Source organism: Ruegeria sp. BF8, assembly GCF_056538625.1.
Genome location: NZ_JBQFTL010000005.1, coordinates 36,420 through 53,167 on the forward strand (window position 1 = coordinate 36,420; position 16,748 = coordinate 53,167).

Genomic DNA, 16,748 nt, shown 5'->3' on the forward strand with positions numbered 1-16,748 from the left:
AGAACCAACAACTGTTTTTCGGGATAACGGCGTCATGACGCACAGCTTTGCACGATCAGGCTTCCTACAGCATCTTTTGGCCTACACCGCCTCCGAAGTGGCGGCCAAGGCGTCGCGCCTGGTCGTCGTGGTGGCCGTTGCCCGTACCCTCAGCCCCGAAGCGATCGGTCTGGCCGCAGCAGCTCTGGCGGCGGGCGACATCCTCAAGGCGCTGACCGAGAATGGGGTGAACCAGCGTATCATTCAGGCTCCGTCCGAGGAGCTGGCGCGGCGGTGCAACACGGCGCACCGCATCTTCTGGGTCTGGTGCGCGGGGCTGTGCCTGCTGCAACTGGCGGTCGCGGCGGCGGTGTTCATCATGGGCCACACCATGCTGGCGATGCTGCTGGCGGTGCTGGCCGGGGAATACCTGTTCATGCCGGGGGGCCTGGTTCAGGCCGCACTGGCAATGCGCGAGGGCAAGCTGCAGCAGACCGCCGCGATCGCCGGCGGGCAAGTCGTGGGGGCCAACGCCCTGACGGCGCTGCTGGCGGTGGTCTGGGCTTCGCCCCTGGCGCTGGTCCTTCCGCGCCTGCTGACTGCACCTGTCTGGCTGGTGCTGATGCGCCGCCTGCGTCGGTGGTCGCCTGATCGTCAAGCCGGGTTTGCAGCCTTGAAACCTTTCGTGGTCTACGGCTGGGCCGTTCTGGGCGTCGAACTGGTCAAGGTTCTGCGCCTGCAGGCAGACAAGCTGGTGGTGGGCGCGATGATGGGCGCAGAGGCGCTTGGCATCTATTTCATGGCTTTCAATGCGGGGCTTGGGCTGGCCACTTCGTTCACGCAAGCCTTCTCGGTCGTTCTGTTCCCGCATCTGTGCGCGGCCGAGGACAAGCATGGGGCGCTGCGCCACGGGCTGGGCCTGTCGCTGCTGATCCTGACGCCGCTGGTTTTGCTGCAGGCGGCATTGGCCCCGGTCTATGTGCCGCTGCTTCTGGGACAGGGCTGGGCCGAGATCGCCCCGGTGGTGTCGGTTCTGTGCCTGGCGGCCCTGCCGACGGTGATCTGGTCGGCGGTCGCCGGATGGCTGCGGTCGGAAAACCGCCCCGTCACGGAATTGCGGGTCAGCACGGTTCTGGCCGTGGGCCTGATCGCCAACACGGCCCTGATGGCGCCGCTGGGCTTGATGCCCGTCGCCGTCGGGTATGTCTGCACCTGCAGCGCCATCATGCTGACCGCATCTTGGGCGCTGCTGCCGCGGGGTTCTGCAATCACTCAGGAGGCGCGCGCCCAATGACCCGGTTTTCCATCATCGTTCCCTTCCACAATGACGCGGCAACCATTGCGGCCACCCTGAACAGCCTGCTGGGGCAGAGCTTTGCCGATTTCGAACTCATCTGCGTGGGCGACAAGCCCTCGCGCCAGACGACCGAAGTTGTCCGGCAATTCTGCGCGCGGGACACCCGGGTGCGGGTTGAGGCCAATCCTAATCGCGGTCCCAGCTCTGCGCGCAACCATGGTGCGGCAGTGGCCTCGGGCGACATCCTCGCGTTCTGCGACGCGGATGACCTGTGGGTCACCCACAAGCTGGCCCAACTGGACCGGTTGTTTGCGGATACCAGCATTGATGCGGCCTTTGGCCAGATCGGGTTCTTTTCCGAAACCCCCGGCGATTGTCCGACGCGCTCGACGGTTCCCACCGATCCCCTGACCATTCCGGACCTGCTGGCGGAAAATGCGGTGTGCACGATGTCGAACCTTGCAGTGCGCCGCCAGGTGTTCGCTGCCGTCGGCGGGTTGAGCCCGGCAGCGGTCCACAACGAAGATCTCGAGCTGCTGATCCGCTTGGCGGGCGAAGGCCACGTGATCACCGGGGTTGATCGCCTGCAGGTCTGGTACCGGACCAGCGGCATCGGTCTGTCTTCGGACCTCGAGGCGATGCGGGCCGGGCGCGCACGGGCGGTTGCAACGGCGGCCCGCTACGGCGTCGCGCCGTCGCCCGCGTCCGAGGCGATCTATTTGCGGTATCTGGCCCGGCGCGCGCTGCGTCTGGGCGCGGAACCGTCGATGGCCCGCGCCTATGCCCGCGCCGGACTGGCGCTGAGCGCGCGCAGCTTTCTCAACCCAATCCGCCGCGGTGTACCCACTGCACTTGGCGCGGCACTGGCCCCCGCCCTGCCCCGCCCGATCCGTCAAGCGCTGTTTGCCCGCTGATCCCAACCAGGAGACCCAAAATGCCCCAGGCATCCATCATCGTTCCCGCCTACAACACCGCCGCGACCCTGGCCGAGACTCTGGCCTCGCTTCTGTCGCAGACCCATGATGATTTCGAAATCATCATCGTGGATGACGGCTCGCAGGACGAAACCCACGCCATTGCCCGCGCCCATGCGACCGACCCAACAGTGCGGGTGATCCGGCAGGAAAACCGCGGCCTCGCCGGGGCGCGCAATACCGGCATCGCGGCCGCGCGGGGAGAGTTCGTTGGCTTTTGCGACGCCGACGATCTGTGGCTGCCCGAAAAGCTGGCCACCCATGTGCGCCACCTGCAGGCCGAACCCGACGTTGCGATCAGCTATTCCGGCAGTGCCATGGTCGACGAGGGTGGTCGGTTGATGCGCGTCCGCCAGTCGCCGCGCCTGCGGGACGTGACGGCGGCACATGTCCTGAAACGCAACCCGATCGGCAATGGATCAGCAGCGGTGATGCGCAAATCCGCCTTGCTCGATCTGGCCTACCGCCCGGCGTTCGAAACCAAGCGCGACTGGGTCTTTGACGAAACCTTTCGTCAGTCCGAGGACATCGAATGCTGGCTGCGGCTGATGCTGACGACGGATTGGCAAATCGGAGGCGTACCGGGGTTGCTGACCCGCTACCGGATCCATGCGACCGGCCTGTCGGCGGCCTTGGACCGGCAGTTGCAGGCGTGGGAGCGGATGGTTGACAAGCTGCGTCCGCTGAACCCCGAATTCTTTGCCCGGCACGAGGCGGCGGCGCGCGCCTATCAGCTGCGCTATCTCGCGCGCCGCGCGGTCAGCAATCTGGATGCGCACAAGGCCTGGGAGCTTGCGCAGCGGTCGGTTTCAACCAGCGCCCTGCCCGTGATCGAAGAACCCGCCAAAACGTTGACCACCATCATCGCGGCCGCAGCCCTGCGCGCGGTCGGGCCAGCGCCTGTTGTTCAAGCCGGTCGCCTCATGCGCCGCCAGACTTCCATCTGAACCGAGGTTTCCAAATGTCCAAGATCACCGTTCTTCACCTTGTTGATGACACCACGGCCGGTGGGGTCATGCGTATGCTCGACCATCTTTCGCAGCTGCCCGAACTGGCCGACGAAGTCCACCAAAAGGTTCGCCCGGTCAAACGGAGCGCCTTCAGCTGGGGCAGTTTCGACGCCGATGTCATCGTGTGCCACATCGCCCCCGGCTGGCGCTGCCTGCCGGCTTTCTCGGCCTTGCGGGCGATGCATCCCACCACGCGGCTGGTTCATGTCGAACACAGCTATACCCGGTCTTTCACCGCCTTGAACGTGCCGCACAAGCGGCGGTTCTTTGCGATGCTGCGCGTGACCTATTCGTTGTTCGATCAGGTCATCGCCGTCAGCAAGGCGCAGGCCGGCTGGATGGCCGAACGTCGGTTGGCCCCGGCATCCAAGCTGAGCGTGATCTCGCCGCAGGTTGACCTGAGCGCAGTTGCGCGCGCAGCCGGGCCGGTCGAGGCGGCCCGGGTCATCGGTGCGATCGGACGGCTCGAGCCGCAGAAAGGTTTCGATCTGCTGATCGAAGGATTTCGCATGTGCCCCAACCCCGATGCACGGCTTGTGATCTTCGGCGAAGGCAGCCAGCGCGACCGCCTTGCAGCCTTGGCCGCAGGCGATCGGCGGATCGAGTTTCGGGGCCACGCCGACGACCCGGCCGAAGCCTATCGGGTCGTGGACGTGGTGGCGATGCCCTCGCGATGGGAGGCCTACGGGCTGGTGGCGGATGAGGCGCGCGCGGCGCGGCGTCCGGTCATCGTCAGCATGGTCGACGGTCTGCGTGACCGGATCGGGGCAAGCGGCGTGATCCCGTGCGGGTCCGATCCCAAGGCGTGGCGCAAATCGATCGAGGCGATTCTGGCGGGTACGCCTCCGGTGGTTCCCGTCCTGGCGCCCAAGGCTGACAGATCCCGCTATGCACAGCGGTGGCAGCAGGTGTTCGACCCGGCCAAACGGTTGTGAGGGCGGCGTGGCCACGGCTACGGCAAGGGGCGCCACAAGAACCAGCGGCAATGTCCGGGCGGGTTTTGCGTGTGCGTGTTGGCCAGGCGACCAAAGGGCTCGAAGCCCGAAGCCTGATAGAACCGTGTGGCGGCCGGGTTGGATGTGTCCAGCCACGCAGAATGACACCCGCGTCGGCGCGCCTCGTCAAAGGCGTGGTCCAGCAACTGCCGACCCAAACCGCGGCGTCGATGGGCCGGGTCGATCCATAAGGACTTGATCAGCAGCCACCCATAGGAGGTGGCGCCATGCAGGCCGCCAACCCGGCCCTCGCCGTCCTGCGCAATCAGCGTGATGCTGTCATTGACCCCTTGGGGCGCAGTGGCCCGCAATTCCGCAAGAAGGGCTTGCTCGACCCAGTCCGCTTGCCCGGGGGCGGAAACAATGGACGGTCCTGCCATCGGTCAGTCCGGTATCCATTGGGCGGGGACCGGTGCAGCGCCGTTCATGCCGGGGTGGTTTCCGCGTTCAGGATCTCGATCACCATCGCGGCCGTCCAGGTAAAGCTGCTGCCGCCGCAGGGTTCGGCAGTGACTGGGTCGTAATACTCGGCAAAGCCGCTTTGCTCGATCAGGCGCAGGCTGTCGTCGACGATCCGCTGCACGATCCGGGTCTGGCCCGCGCGTTTCAGACCATCGGCGATCATGTAGTTCACGATCAGCCAGACCGGCCCGCGCCAGTACCTTAGTCCGTCGAATTCAGGGGCCGCCGGGTCGTGGCTGGGCACCAGATACGGAACTGCGGCTCCGATGGCGTCCAACCGCTGGGCGATGGCCTGCGCGCGGTGCTCGGGGATGGGACAGAACGCCGCCAACAAGCCGCCGATCGAGGGGCTGTCGATCAGCGCCCCGGTGGCCCGATCAAAGCACAGATATTGCCCGCGGGTCTCGCACCACAGGGCGTCCATCGCCGCGATGCCCGCCTGGGCAAAGGCGCGCGAAGCGCTGGCGATCTCGGCCTCGCCCAAGTCGTCGGCCAGCGCAGCAAGGTCAAGGCACGAGCGGATCAGGATCGCGTTGAATCCCGGGTCCACGACCCGGAACGGCGAGGCGTCATGCAGCTTGGAATTGTCCCAGCCAAGGTCGCGGAAATGTTGCACCAGCCAGATATAGCGGCGGTATTCTTCGTCGGTCGGCCTGTGCGCCGGGTTGGCATGGGCTACGTCGCGACGCTGGAACGGAGCCACGCCCTCGGTCGGGACCCGGGCCAGCGCCGCATCCCAATCGACCGAGTTGTCGCGCCCCGATTCCCACGGGTGAATGATGGCGACCAGACCGGTACCCTGCGGGTCGCGGTTCGTGAAGAACCATTGATGCCAGGCGTGGATCTTGGGCAGCAGGGCGCGGGCCTGCGCATCGGCCAGCCCCCGGTTCTTCGCCCGCGCATGGATCCGCCGCACGGCGAACCCAGCCACCGCCGGTTGCGTGATGCCCGAGGTGGGAACCGCGTGGCCCGTGGCCCAGACGTCCGGCCCCGGGAAATAGCCGTCATTCATCTCGTGGAAGATGATATGCGGCACCATGCCATCATCCCACTGATGCCGGAACAAGGTCTCGATCTCGCGCCAGGCGCGGGCCTCGTCGAAATGCGAGAACCCAAGGGCGCTGAGCGCGCTGTCCCAGTTCCACTGGAACGGATAGAGGCCGTGGGTGGGCACCGTGTAGTCGCCCCGGTCGTTTCGGGCCAGAACGGCGCGGGCCTGTTCGATCAGATCCTGTTTCATTGCGCGCTCCTCAGGCCACGGCCAGGGTTGTTTCGGGGTCGAACCAGCGCACCCGGTCGGGCTGCGGGGCCAGGGTCAGGGTGTCGCCGCGGCGGACGGTCAGATCGCTGTCCAGAACCGCGCGGAACAAGGCGCCATCCACGCTGCAGGTGACCAGAAGGTGCGCGCCCAACGGTTCGACCACCTTGACCGTGGCGGCCAGGCCCGTGTCGGCCGGGCGCAGATCCTCGGGGCGGATGGCGAAATGTAGCGGCGTGGTCCGGGACGGCCCGTCGAGGATCTGGCCCGCGACTGTCCATTTGCCGTCTCTGGTCGGAGTGGCGGGCAGGAAGTTCATCGGCGGATTGCCGATGAATCCGGCCACGAACTCGGCCGCCGGGTTGCGGTAGACCTCGATCGGCGAGGCCGCCTGAACGATCTTGCCCTGATGCATCACGCTGATCCGGTCGGCCATGCTCATGGCTTCGACCTGGTCGTGGGTGACATAGATGGCGGTGGTGTTGCTTTCGGCCAGAACGCCTTTGAGCTCGGCCCGCATCTCCATCCGCAGCAGCGCGTCCAGGTTCGACAGGGGCTCGTCCATCAGGATCACGTCGGGCTCCATCGCCAGGGCGCGGGCCACGGCGACGCGCTGGCGCTGACCGCCGGACAGCTCGCCCGAATAGCGCCCCAGCAGCTGGTCGATATGCATCAGACCCGCCGTGCGCTCGACCCGGCGCTTGACCTCGTCATTGGGCAGTTTCTGCATCCGCAGGCCGAACCCGATGTTTTCGAACACGGTCAGATGCGGGAATACGGCATAGTTCTGGAACACCATGGCGATGCCCCGATCCTTGGGCGGCAGGTGATCCACCCGGCGCCCGCCGATCCAGACCTCGCCCTCGGTCGCGGTCTCGAGCCCGGCGATGATCCGCAGCAGCGTGGTCTTGCCGCAGCCCGAGGCCCCCAGCAGAACCATGAATTCCTGGTCCTGGATGGTCAGGTTGATGTCGTGCAGCGCCTGGTAGCTGCCAAAGCGTTTCGCGACATTCTTGATTTGAATTTCTGCCATTATTCCAACTCCTTGGGGCTGTCAGCGGTTGGCGATGCCCCACATGGCGAACAGGTATTTGCGCACGGCGAAGATGAAGATCAGTGCCGGCACGACCAGAATGAAACCGCCCGCGAATTTCAGATGCAGCGGCGAGGTGTCGAGGTTCTGCAGCAAAAAGGCCGTCAGGGTCCGGTTCTCGATCGTCAGGACGGCGGCGGCGAACACCTCGTTCCACGAGATCACGAAGGCGAAGATGGCCGAGGCCGTGATCCCCGGCAGGATCAGTGGCAGCACCACCTTGGTGAAGGCGGTCAGCCGGGTGCAGCCCAGCGTCCAGGCGGCCTCTTCCAGTTCCAGCGGGATGCCGGAAAACAGCGAGAACGTGATCAGCACCGCAAACGGGATGGCCAACGTGGTGTGCACCAGCGACAGGCCGAATACCGTGTCATCCAGCCCGGTCTGGATGAACATCACCGCCAAGGGCAGTGCCAGCAGCGGCAGCGGAAAGGCGCGGGTCAGCAGGATCAGCAGGCGGAACGCCTCTTTCCCGCGAAATTCGAACCGCGACAGGGCATAGCCTGCCGGCGCGCCGATCAGGATCGACATGATCATCGTCAGCCCGGCCACCAGGATCGAGTTTTTGAGCGCGGTCAGGATGCCCGCGAAGCCTGCAAAGAACCCCAGGCTCCCCAGGTCGAATTCGGGGATGAAGGGCTTGGGAAAGCTGTTCACCGTTTCCGGCGAAGACAGCGTGTTGATCAGCAGGAAATACAGCGGCACCAGCACCCAGGCGCACAGTAGCACCACCGCGGCGATGTAGACATAGCGTCCGGCCCGGCGCGTATCGGGCGCGGCGACATCGGTCGTGACGGTCGTCATATCGTGGCTCCTTTCGGGACACGCAGGGCGCGCAGGATGATCAGGGTGAACCCGATCGAGATGGCGAGGATGATCAGCGCCATCGCCGCCGCTGCGCCGCTGTCAAGCAGGTCGAACTGATAGGCGTAGGTTTCGCTCATGAGGACGGGGAACAGGGTGCCGCCCAGGGCCAGCACCACGGCGAAGACCTCGAAGGCCAGGATCACGCGCAGCACCAGTGCCGTTTGCAGCGACGGGCGCAGCAGCGGCAGCGTGATGCGGGTGAAGCGTTTCCAGGGCGAGGCGCCAAAGACCTCGGCCGCCTCGTAGTATTCCTTGGGGATCAGGCCGATCCCGGCCACCAGGATCACCAGCATGATCGCGGTGGCGCGCCAGATCTCGGCCAGGGCGATGGCCAGGAACACCACGCCGGGGTGCTGATAGCTGAGGAAATTCACCGGCCGGTCCACCACGCCCAGCCCAGAAAGCATGGAGTTCAGGAAACCCGACTGTTCGAAGATCGCCAGCCAGATGATGCCTGCGGCCAGATCCGAGATACCCAGCGGGATGGTCCAGACATACAGCACCAGGTCGCGTCCGCGCTGCATCTTGTTGACCATCGTGGCCATCAGCAGCGCCAGCGCCAGTTGCACCGGAACCACCGCCGCCGCCAGCAGCAGCGTATTCTGCAGCGAGATCGGGAATTTCCAGTACCCGACCACCTGCCGGAAATTGTCCAGCGTGAACCCGTCGCCGGTGTTGAAAGCCTGCTTGGCGACCAGGACGAAAGGATACAGAAAGAACAGGCACAGAAACGCCGTCACGGGCAGGATCAGCACATAGGGCAACACACGAGCGTTCATCAGATCGCTCCTTTCCTTGCGGAAGTTCCGGTGGTTTCGGGCAGAGAGTTCGGGGGGACACCGGGCCTGCATCAGGCCCGGTGCGAGGATCAGGTCAGACCCTTATTCGACAGGGCACGGACCGTCCGAGGGTGCATCCGGAGCCCAGCAGGGCGCGCCGGTCTCCTGCATGATCGCCTCCAATGCGCCTTTCTGATCGTCCAGCACGGTGCGGATGTCCTGACCACCCAGTACAATCCGCTCGAACGCATCTGTATAGACGCGGTTGAAGTCACCGCCCTTGTCGCCCAGTCCCGCGGGCAGCAGCCCGGGGTTGGCATCGGCCGAGCCACTCATCTTGGCGACCGCGTCGCCTGCGGCTTTTACGGCTGGCGGCAGGTCGTCGGGCAGGTCAACCGCGACGACCGGGAAGAAGTTCGTCGCGCGCAGCGTGGCGATCTGGGTTTCCGGCTTCATCATGTAGGCAACCAGAGCTTTGGACGCTTCCATGTCCGGTGCGGTTTTGGGGATCGCAACCCCAGCCAGAACCGGCATGAAGCCGCGCCCGGTCGGGCCCGCCGGGGCCGGGAAGGCCACGAAGTCATCAGGCCGCTCGTTGAAGGCCTGCGCCAGACGCGAGGTGTGGTCGAAAACGATCCAGGCGTCGCCCGACAACAGCTGTTCCTGCATGAACGAGAAGTTGGTCGAGGCCGGGTTGGTATGCGTCCACAGCTCGCGGAATTTTTCCCACGCGGTCACGGCATCGTCGCTGGCAAAGGTCCGCACCACGCCGTTCGTATAGGACGGATACAGATAGCCCTGGAAGAAGCGGTGCTTCAGGCCCTTGGGCCCGGCCGGAAAGCCGAATTTCGGCTCGCCCGCTGCCTCATGGGCGTTGGCGGCCCATTCGATCAGCTGGTCATAGGTCAATGCATTGATGTCTGCGCCTTCGGGCAGGTACTGCAACGCCTCTTTGTTGGCCGCCATGATATAGCTGGCCTGCATCCAGGGGATGTATTGCAGGCTGCCTGCCCCCAGCGTCGCCAGTTCGTTGAACGTGTCCGAGGCCGAGGCGATGCCCAGATCATCCAGGTCGACCAGATCGTCGGGGTTCATGGCCGAGAAGTCACCATGCAGCGCGCCCAGCACGCCGATCGTGCCCGAGCCGGCCTGCAATTCGGCCTGCAGACGCGTCAGCCAGGGGCCGCCGTCATTGGGCTGGTAGTCCACGCCACCCTCGAAGCCTGAAAGAACCTGTTCGCGCATGGCCTGCGCCTCTTCGACCGGCTTGGCCTGCGTCGACCAGAACAGAACCTCGGCCTGCGCCACGTTTGTGGCCAGGGCCAGAACAAGGCCGGATGCGGCACCGACCAGCTTGGATTGAATTGACATGGACTCCTCCCAGAGTTTCGATTGGGCCTTTTGCCCGTTCTGCCCGGTGGGGTCGGTTTGCTGTGCTTGTCGTGCGGCGACTCACCCCAGGCGATGTCATTAGCATGGTATAACGATATATCTTCCGTCAATGAATATTTTCCAATCGGTTGGCCCGAACTTTAGTAAGTTGTGGGAATTGCTCGTTGCAATGCCCTAGTGAGTTGGGCATTTTGATGATGCAACGATATATCAGAAGTCCGAGAAATGCCCGCCAAACCTACCCTCGCCAGTGTCGCCAAAGCCGCCGGAGTCTCGATCCCGACGGTCAGCCAGGTGATGCGCGGCACTGGGCGGATTTCCGAGCAGACCCGTAAGAAAGTGCTGCAGGCGGCCGAGGCCTTGCACTATGTCACGGACTCGCGGGCGGCGTCGATGCGATCAGGCGAGAACCGGGAAATCGGATTCGTTCTGAACCAGTTCGCAAACCCGTTCAATGCCGAAGTCGTCAGCGGCGCGGTCGAGTTGCTGGAGGCCGAGGGGTATCTGGTTTCGATCTTGGACACGCGCGACGACGCGGACCGGCAGGGCAAGCAATTGCGGGATTTCATCCGCAACGGGCGCGGCGGCCTGCTGTGGGTGCCTGCGCTGGAGACCACCGCAGAAACCCTTCAACTCTTGCGCACGCATGGTTTGCCCACGGTGACCTTTCTGCGCCATGTCAGCCCTGATTTTGATCATGTGGGCATCAGAAATGCCGAAGCGACCGCGACCGCGACCAATCACCTGGCGGAACTGGGGCACAGGCACATCGCATTCTTCGGCGGCATCGGCATGAACCCCGTTCGAAAGCAGCGCATAGCCGGGTATGAGCGTACGCTGCAGGACTTGTCTTTGGGGCCGCCGATCATCTGGCCCTCACCTGACACCAAGCGTGCGGGTATGCAGGAGATGCTGAAATTACACGACGCCCATCCTGAGGTCACGGCGGTGGTCTGCAATGGCGACATGGTCGCTTTGGGGGCGTGTTTCGGCCTGATGCGGGCTGGGTTGCAGCCGGGGCGGGATGTTTCGATTGTTGGATTTGACGATACCGAGGATGCCTCGGTCGCAATTCCCGCGCTCAGTACCATGGCGGTTTCGCCAAAGCGGTTGGGCCGCAAGCTCGCACGTACTCTGCTGGACAGGATAAAAGACCCTGACATGCCGGTAATCGTGTCCGAAGTTTCAGCCCGGTTCATCGCACGGGAAACCACGGGGCCGCTGCAGAAGGACCGCTGACGAGTCAGGCGCGCGTATCCGGCAAGGTCTCACTCCACTTCCGCAGCTCGTCCAGAAAACCCAGCGCGGTGCGTCCACGGTCGGTCACGGAGTACTGCACCGAAACCGGTGAGGTTTCGAGCACTTGGCGGTGCACCAGGCCCTGTTGCTCCAATTGGCGCAAGCGTTCGGCGATCATCTTTTTGCTGGCGCCACCGATCATCCGGGCCAAGTCATTGAATCGTACCGGCTCGTCTTTGAGATGCCACAGGATCGACCCGGTCCACTTGCCACCAATGATCCGCATGCCGCGCTCGATGGGGCATGGTTCGCTGCACGCATCCACTGCTTGCCGCTTGCCTTGGTCGTCCTGTTCGATACGGGCACGCATCACCTTCTCCAGTCCAGTCACAGGTTACAAAAAGTAAACTGGTTGCAATTCATCACTACTGTTCTCAAGTTCGGTTTCACCCCGACCGAAGTCAAGGGGCAAGCAGTTTCAAAACCAAGGATATGGACATGAGCAAGATCCTGATCGTGAACGGTACGCAGCCTCATGAATTCGCACCTGGCCGCCTGAATGCGTCGCTGGTGCAACGGGCGCAGGACGCGCTGACCGGCATGGGCCACGAGGTGCGCGTGACCACGGTTGCCGAAGGATACGACATCAATGCCGAGATTGACGCCCATGTCTGGGCGGATGTGGTCATCATGCAGTTTCCGGTGAATTGGATGGGTGTACCGTGGGTGTTCAAAAAGTACCTCGACGAGGTCTACACCGCGGGCATGGACGGCCGGCTGCTGGCCGGCGACGGCCGGACCGCCGAGGCGCCCAAGGCCAATTACGGCACCGGTGGCCTGCTGCACGGGACGAAATACATGCTGTCGGTCACCTTCAACGCCCCGCGCGAGGCGTTCGACAACCCGGCCGAGCCGTTCTTTGCCGGGGCCAGCGTCGATGACCTGCTGTGGCCAATGCACCTGAACGCCAAGTTTCTGGCGATGCAGCCCCTGCCCACCTTCGCGGCCTTCGACGTGATGAAGAACCCCCGGATCGAACAGGATTTCCAGCGGTTCGACGCGCATCTGAAAGAGCTTTTCGAGGAGATCGCGCATGTCGCAGCCTGACATTCACCTCTACACCGCGGCCACGATGAATGGCTACAAACCGGTGATCTTCCTGGAAGAGGCAGGCGTACCCTACGACCTGACGCCCATCGACTTTTCCAAACAGGAACAAAAGTCGCCCGCGTTCTTGTCGCTGAACCCCAATGGCAAGATCCCGGTGATCGAGGACCGGGCCGAAGGTCGCGCGATTTTCGAAAGCGGCGCAATCCTGTGGCACCTCGCGCAGAAATACGGTCAGTTCCTGCCCTCAGATCCGATGCAGCAGTCCGAGGTGATGCAGTGGATGCTGTTCCAGGTCGGGCATGTGGGTCCGATGATGGGCCAAGCCATGTATTTCCAGCACATTGCTGCCCCCAATGGCCATACCGAACCATTCTCGATCCGCCGCTACGTGGACGAAAGCCGCCGCCTGATGGAGGTGATGAATGATCGACTGAATGGGCGCGACTGGATCGCGGCGGGGCAATACACGATCGCGGATATGATGCTGTTCCCTTGGGCGCGGGCCTATGTCTGGGCGCGGGTTCAGGTCGATGACCTTCCGCATCTGAACGCATGGTTCGACCGCATCGATGCCCGCCCCGCAGTGCAGAAGGCGCTGACCATTCCCAAGGCCAATCCCCAGTTCTGGGATGCCTCGGCTGATGCCAGCGCCTTTGCGCGGGAGAACGCCGCGCGGTTTGCCGGTGACGTGAAAAAGGACTGAGGCCGCGGCCCGGGCTCCCTAGCCCGGGCCCGCACCACAGCACCTTGGGCGCCGCACCGCCCGCGCGCAGGTCGATGGCCGGGAGGACGCTTTACTCGGGTGTCAAAAGCGGTCAGTCTGAACCATCGGCGCGCTGGGTGATCCCCTCGGGCCGCGCTGTCACATCATTGTCGTCATAAACGTTCAGATGATGCGTCGACCAATTTATTTCGAGAGGTGCCTCATGACCCTATCCAGCAAATTCGCGATGTCGCGGCGTCAATTCCTGGCCACCACCACGGCCGGCGTCGCCATGGTTTCCCTGCACCCGTTTTCTGCCGCCGCCGCAAGCAACCAGGCGCATCTGCGGATCATGGAAACGACCGACATTCACGTTCACGTCTTTCCCTACGACTACTATGCCGACAAGCCGCGCGATACGGTGGGCCTGTCACGCGCGGCCTCGATCATCAACGAGATCCGGGCCGAGGCCACAAACTCGATGCTGGTCGACAATGGCGACTTTCTTCAGGGCAACCCGATGGGCGACTACATCGCCTACGAGCGTGGCATGAACGACGGCGACACCCACCCGATCATCAACGCGTTCAACACGTTGGGCTATGATGCCGCGACGCTGGGCAACCACGAGTTCAACTATGGCCTGAGCTTTCTGGAAAAATCGCTGGCCGGGGCGCAGTTCCCGATCGTGCTGGCCAATATCGCCAAGGAACAGGGCGCAAACCCCCGCGCGGACAAGACACTGGTGCAGCCCTATGTCATCCTCGATCGCGAGATCGAGCTGGGCGATGGCAGCAAGCAGCCGATCCGCATCGGCGTCATCGGCTTCACCCCGCCGCAGATCATGAACTGGGACCGCCGCCACCTGGAAGGCAACGTGCAGGCCCGCGACATCGTCGAGACCGCCAAAGCCTATGTGCCCGAGATGAAAGAGCAAGGCTGCGATCTGATCCTGGCCCTGTCGCATTCGGGCATCGGCGCGGCCGATCACGCGGACGGGATGGAGAACGCCTCGGTCCCGCTGGCCGGGGTCGATGGCATCGACGCGCTTGTGACCGGGCACAACCACCTGGTCTTCCCCTCGCCCACCTTCGCCGACCGTGCCGGAGTTGACGTGGACAAGGGCACGCTGATGGGCAAGCCGGCCGTCATGGGCGGGTTCTGGGGGTCGCATCTGGGCGTGCTCGACCTGCTGCTGGAACGCGACGGCAACGAATGGCGCGTGGTTTCCACCACCTCCGAGGCGCGGCCGATCTCGAAGCGCAACGAAGACCGCTCGATCACCGCGCTGGTCGATGACGACCCAAAGGTGCTGGCCTCGGTCGCGCGGGACCACGAGGAAACGCTGGCCTATGTGCGCCGCGCGGTGGGCAAGACCTCGGCCCCGCTGCACAGCTATTTCGCGCTGGTGGCCGATGATCCCTCGGTCCAGATCGTGTCGATCGCGCAGAAATGGTATGTTGAGGAGATGCTGAAAGGCACCGAGCACGAGGGTCTGCCGATCCTGTCGGCCGCGGCGCCGTTCAAGGCCGGTGGCCGGGGTGGCCCGGAATACTATACCGACGTGCCGGTGGGCGATGTGGCGATCAAGAACGTGGCCGACCTGTATCTCTATCCCAACACCGTGCGCGCGGTGCGGGTGAACGGCGCGCAACTGCGCGGCTGGCTGGAGCGTTCGGCCGGGATGTTCAACCAGATCGAGCCGGGCGCCAAGGATGCGCTGCTGCTGAACCCCGAATTCCCGTCCTACAATTTCGACGTGATCGACGGTGTGACCTATCAGATCGACCTGTCTCAGCCCTCGCGCTTTGGCGCGAAGGGCGAAGAGGTCAACCCTGATGCGGCGCGCATCGTGAACCTGCAGTTCAACGGTGCCCCGGTGACCGACGACATGGAGTTCATCATCGCCACCAACAACTACCGCGCTTCGGGCGGCGGATCGTTCCCGGGCGCGATGGGCGACGCCATCGTGTTCGAGGCCCCCGACACCAACCGCGACGTGATCGTGCGCTATATCGTCGAGCAAGGCACGATCGACCCCAAGGCCGACGGCAACTGGTCCTTCGCACCGCTGGGCGACACCACGGTTCTGTTCGAAACTGGTCCCAAGGCGCGCGATTACATCAGCGACGTCAAAGGTTTGGCGCTGGAAGACGCAGGCGACGGGGCCGACGGTTTCGCGGCCTTCCGCATCACGCTCTGACCGGCGACAGACACCGGATCGGGCGGCCAATCTGGCCGCCCTTTTCTCTTGGTTTGTGGCTGAAGGCCGGATTATCACACGCATTGGCGGGATGCTTATTTTTCAGGCGATAGGGGAAAAAATGCTCAGAAATAGGGCGAACGAGTTTTCTCAACCAATTGCCTCTGCCGTGCTGCACTGACACCAGGAAAAGGCTGTGGTGCTTTCGCATCCGACAGTCCTTTTGCCCGGAGCTTCCGATAACCTCTTTGTCCGCAATAACTCCCGCGCAAGCGATCGCCGCGCCTCCCCGTGCTGTTGGGCGGGGTGTTGTGTCCGTGGTTGGCCGCGCTGGCCGGACCGAGTTGCAGGACCTGCGCCAGCAAGGGTCGCTGAAGCTGCTGTTTCCTCGGCGTGATGGCTCGGACATGCAGGCCGTTCTGGTCAATACCGCCGGCGGCGTCACCGGCGGAGACAGTTTTGACCTTTCCGCCACCGCTCAGCCAGATGCACATCTGACCCTGACCACGCAGGCCGCCGAGCGCGCCTATCGCGCGTCCGGAGTAACCCCGGGCCGGATTAGGACGCATCTGACCGTGGCGGCAGGCGGCCAGTTGAACTGGCTGCCGCAGGAGACGATCCTTTTCGATGGTTGCTCGATCGACCGCTGCCTGCGCGCCGATCTGGCCCCTGATGCCGGCCTGCTGCTGGTGGAGTCGCTGATCTTCGGACGCGCCGCAATGGGCGAGCGGATTACTGCGGCCCACTTCCAAGACCGCATCCAAATCTGGCGTGCGGGCCGGCTGGCGCATCTGGAAGCGCTGCGCCTGATCGGTGATCTGGCGGCGGAAATGGCCCGGCCGGGCGTTGGCGACGGCGCGGGCGCGCTCAGCAGCCTGATACTGATCCGCTCGGATGCCGCTGCGCATCTGGACCCGATCCGAGCAGTCTTGCCTGACACCGGCGGCGTCAGCCTTGTGGGTGACGACATGCTGTTGATGCGCCTGCTGGCGCCCGACGGTTTCGCGCTGCGCCAGACCCTTGTGCCGATCCTGAACCGGCTGACCCGCAATTCCCTGCCAAGACCCTGGATGATCTGACATGCAACTCTCGCCGCGCGAAAAAGACAAACTGCTGATCGCCATGGCCGCCGAGGTGGCGCGCAAGCGCCTGGCCCGGGGCGTGCGCCTGAACTACCCCGAGGCCATCGCGCTGATCACCGATGCCGTGGTCGAGGGCGCCCGCGACGGCCGCTCGGTCGCTGACATGATGGAGGCCGGCGCGCAGGTCATCACCCGCGACCAGTGCATGGACGGCATCCCCGAGATGATCCACGAGGTGCAGGTCGAGGCGACGTTCCCCGACGGCACCAAGCTGGTCACCGTCCACAACCCCATCCGCTGAAGGAGAT

At 64.1% G+C, this 16,748-nt stretch carries 17 protein-coding genes; 10 read left to right on the forward strand and 7 right to left on the reverse strand.

Annotation, left to right across the window (positions count from 1 at the left end; genetic code table 11):
* The first annotated feature begins 34 nt into the window (after window positions 1–34).
* The 4 genes from ACR0LD_RS15890 to ACR0LD_RS15905 are packed head-to-tail and all read left to right on the forward strand — an operon-like array spanning window position 35 to window position 4,195.
* Window positions 35–1,273, forward strand: a complete 1,239-nt coding sequence (locus ACR0LD_RS15890) for an oligosaccharide flippase family protein (RefSeq protein WP_480637894.1) — start codon at window positions 35–37, stop codon at window positions 1,271–1,273.
* Complete coding sequence (locus ACR0LD_RS15895) at window positions 1,270–2,190, forward strand: glycosyltransferase family 2 protein (protein ID WP_480637896.1); 921 nt, start codon at window positions 1,270–1,272, stop codon at window positions 2,188–2,190. The genes ACR0LD_RS15890 and ACR0LD_RS15895 overlap by 4 nt, the downstream gene beginning before the upstream one ends.
* Window positions 2,191–2,210: 20 nt before the next feature.
* Window positions 2,211–3,197: a glycosyltransferase family 2 protein gene (locus tag ACR0LD_RS15900; protein ID WP_480637898.1), complete on the forward strand. Its 987-nt coding sequence runs from the start codon at window positions 2,211–2,213 to the stop codon at window positions 3,195–3,197.
* A 14-nt stretch (window positions 3,198–3,211) separates the two neighbouring features.
* Window positions 3,212–4,195: a glycosyltransferase family 4 protein gene (locus ACR0LD_RS15905; protein WP_480637901.1), complete on the forward strand. Its 984-nt coding sequence runs from the start codon at window positions 3,212–3,214 to the stop codon at window positions 4,193–4,195.
* A gap of 17 nt (window positions 4,196–4,212) precedes the next feature.
* Here ACR0LD_RS15905 and ACR0LD_RS15910 read toward each other — a convergent pair whose 3' ends face one another.
* The 6 genes from ACR0LD_RS15910 to ACR0LD_RS15935 form a co-directional block, all read right to left on the reverse strand.
* Window positions 4,213–4,635 carry a GNAT family N-acetyltransferase gene (locus ACR0LD_RS15910; protein WP_480637903.1) on the reverse strand — a complete coding sequence of 141 codons (423 nt, stop codon included), beginning with the start codon at window positions 4,633–4,635 and terminating at the stop codon, window positions 4,213–4,215.
* 44 nt (window positions 4,636–4,679) lie between these two features.
* Window positions 4,680–5,957, reverse strand: coding sequence for an amylo-alpha-1,6-glucosidase (locus tag ACR0LD_RS15915; RefSeq protein WP_480637905.1), 1,278 nt, complete (start codon window positions 5,955–5,957; stop codon window positions 4,680–4,682).
* Between the two features lie 10 nt (window positions 5,958–5,967).
* Window positions 5,968–7,008: an ABC transporter ATP-binding protein gene (locus ACR0LD_RS15920; protein WP_170341571.1), complete on the reverse strand. Its 1,041-nt coding sequence runs from the start codon at window positions 7,006–7,008 to the stop codon at window positions 5,968–5,970.
* A 21-nt stretch (window positions 7,009–7,029) separates the two neighbouring features.
* Window positions 7,030–7,869, reverse strand: a complete 840-nt coding sequence (locus ACR0LD_RS15925) for a carbohydrate ABC transporter permease (protein WP_480637907.1) — start codon at window positions 7,867–7,869, stop codon at window positions 7,030–7,032.
* Window positions 7,866–8,711: a carbohydrate ABC transporter permease gene (locus tag ACR0LD_RS15930; RefSeq protein ID WP_170341551.1), complete on the reverse strand. Its 846-nt coding sequence runs from the start codon at window positions 8,709–8,711 to the stop codon at window positions 7,866–7,868. Before ACR0LD_RS15930 ends, ACR0LD_RS15925 begins: the two co-directional genes overlap by 4 nt.
* A 102-nt stretch (window positions 8,712–8,813) precedes the next feature.
* Window positions 8,814–10,082 carry an ABC transporter substrate-binding protein gene (locus ACR0LD_RS15935; RefSeq protein WP_480637909.1) on the reverse strand — a complete coding sequence of 423 codons (1,269 nt, stop codon included), beginning with the start codon at window positions 10,080–10,082 and terminating at the stop codon, window positions 8,814–8,816.
* Window positions 10,083–10,328: 246 nt separating this feature from the next.
* On the opposite strand from ACR0LD_RS15935, the gene ACR0LD_RS15940 reads away from it, so the two are divergent.
* Window positions 10,329–11,342: a LacI family DNA-binding transcriptional regulator gene (locus ACR0LD_RS15940; RefSeq protein ID WP_170365805.1), complete on the forward strand. Its 1,014-nt coding sequence runs from the start codon at window positions 10,329–10,331 to the stop codon at window positions 11,340–11,342.
* A 4-nt stretch (window positions 11,343–11,346) separates the two neighbouring features.
* On the opposite strand, the gene ACR0LD_RS15945 is transcribed toward ACR0LD_RS15940, so the two are convergent.
* On the reverse strand, window positions 11,347–11,712 hold the full coding sequence (locus ACR0LD_RS15945; RefSeq protein WP_170359492.1) for a winged helix-turn-helix transcriptional regulator: 366 nt from the start codon (window positions 11,710–11,712) through the stop codon (window positions 11,347–11,349).
* A gap of 128 nt (window positions 11,713–11,840) precedes the next feature.
* On the opposite strand from ACR0LD_RS15945, the gene ACR0LD_RS15950 reads away from it, so the two are divergent.
* The 5 genes from ACR0LD_RS15950 to ACR0LD_RS15970 all read left to right on the forward strand — a co-directional run bounded on the left by ACR0LD_RS15950 (window position 11,841) and on the right by ACR0LD_RS15970 (window position 16,741).
* Entirely contained in the window at window positions 11,841–12,449 is a 609-nt protein-coding gene (locus tag ACR0LD_RS15950) for an NAD(P)H-dependent oxidoreductase (RefSeq protein WP_480637912.1), read from the forward strand.
* Complete coding sequence (locus tag ACR0LD_RS15955; protein WP_170435745.1) at window positions 12,436–13,155, forward strand: glutathione S-transferase family protein; 720 nt, start codon at window positions 12,436–12,438, stop codon at window positions 13,153–13,155. The genes ACR0LD_RS15950 and ACR0LD_RS15955 overlap by 14 nt, the downstream gene beginning before the upstream one ends.
* A 223-nt stretch (window positions 13,156–13,378) precedes the next feature.
* Window positions 13,379–15,358, forward strand: a complete 1,980-nt coding sequence (locus ACR0LD_RS15960) for a bifunctional 2',3'-cyclic-nucleotide 2'-phosphodiesterase/3'-nucleotidase (RefSeq protein ID WP_480637914.1) — start codon at window positions 13,379–13,381, stop codon at window positions 15,356–15,358.
* Window positions 15,359–15,675: 317 nt separating this feature from the next.
* Window positions 15,676–16,437, forward strand: a complete 762-nt coding sequence (locus ACR0LD_RS15965; protein ID WP_480637916.1) for an urease accessory protein UreD — start codon at window positions 15,676–15,678, stop codon at window positions 16,435–16,437.
* A 1-nt stretch (window position 16,438) separates the two neighbouring features.
* Window positions 16,439–16,741, forward strand: a complete 303-nt coding sequence (locus ACR0LD_RS15970; RefSeq protein ID WP_005976933.1) for an urease subunit gamma — start codon at window positions 16,439–16,441, stop codon at window positions 16,739–16,741.
* Window positions 16,742–16,748: the final 7 nt, after the last annotated feature.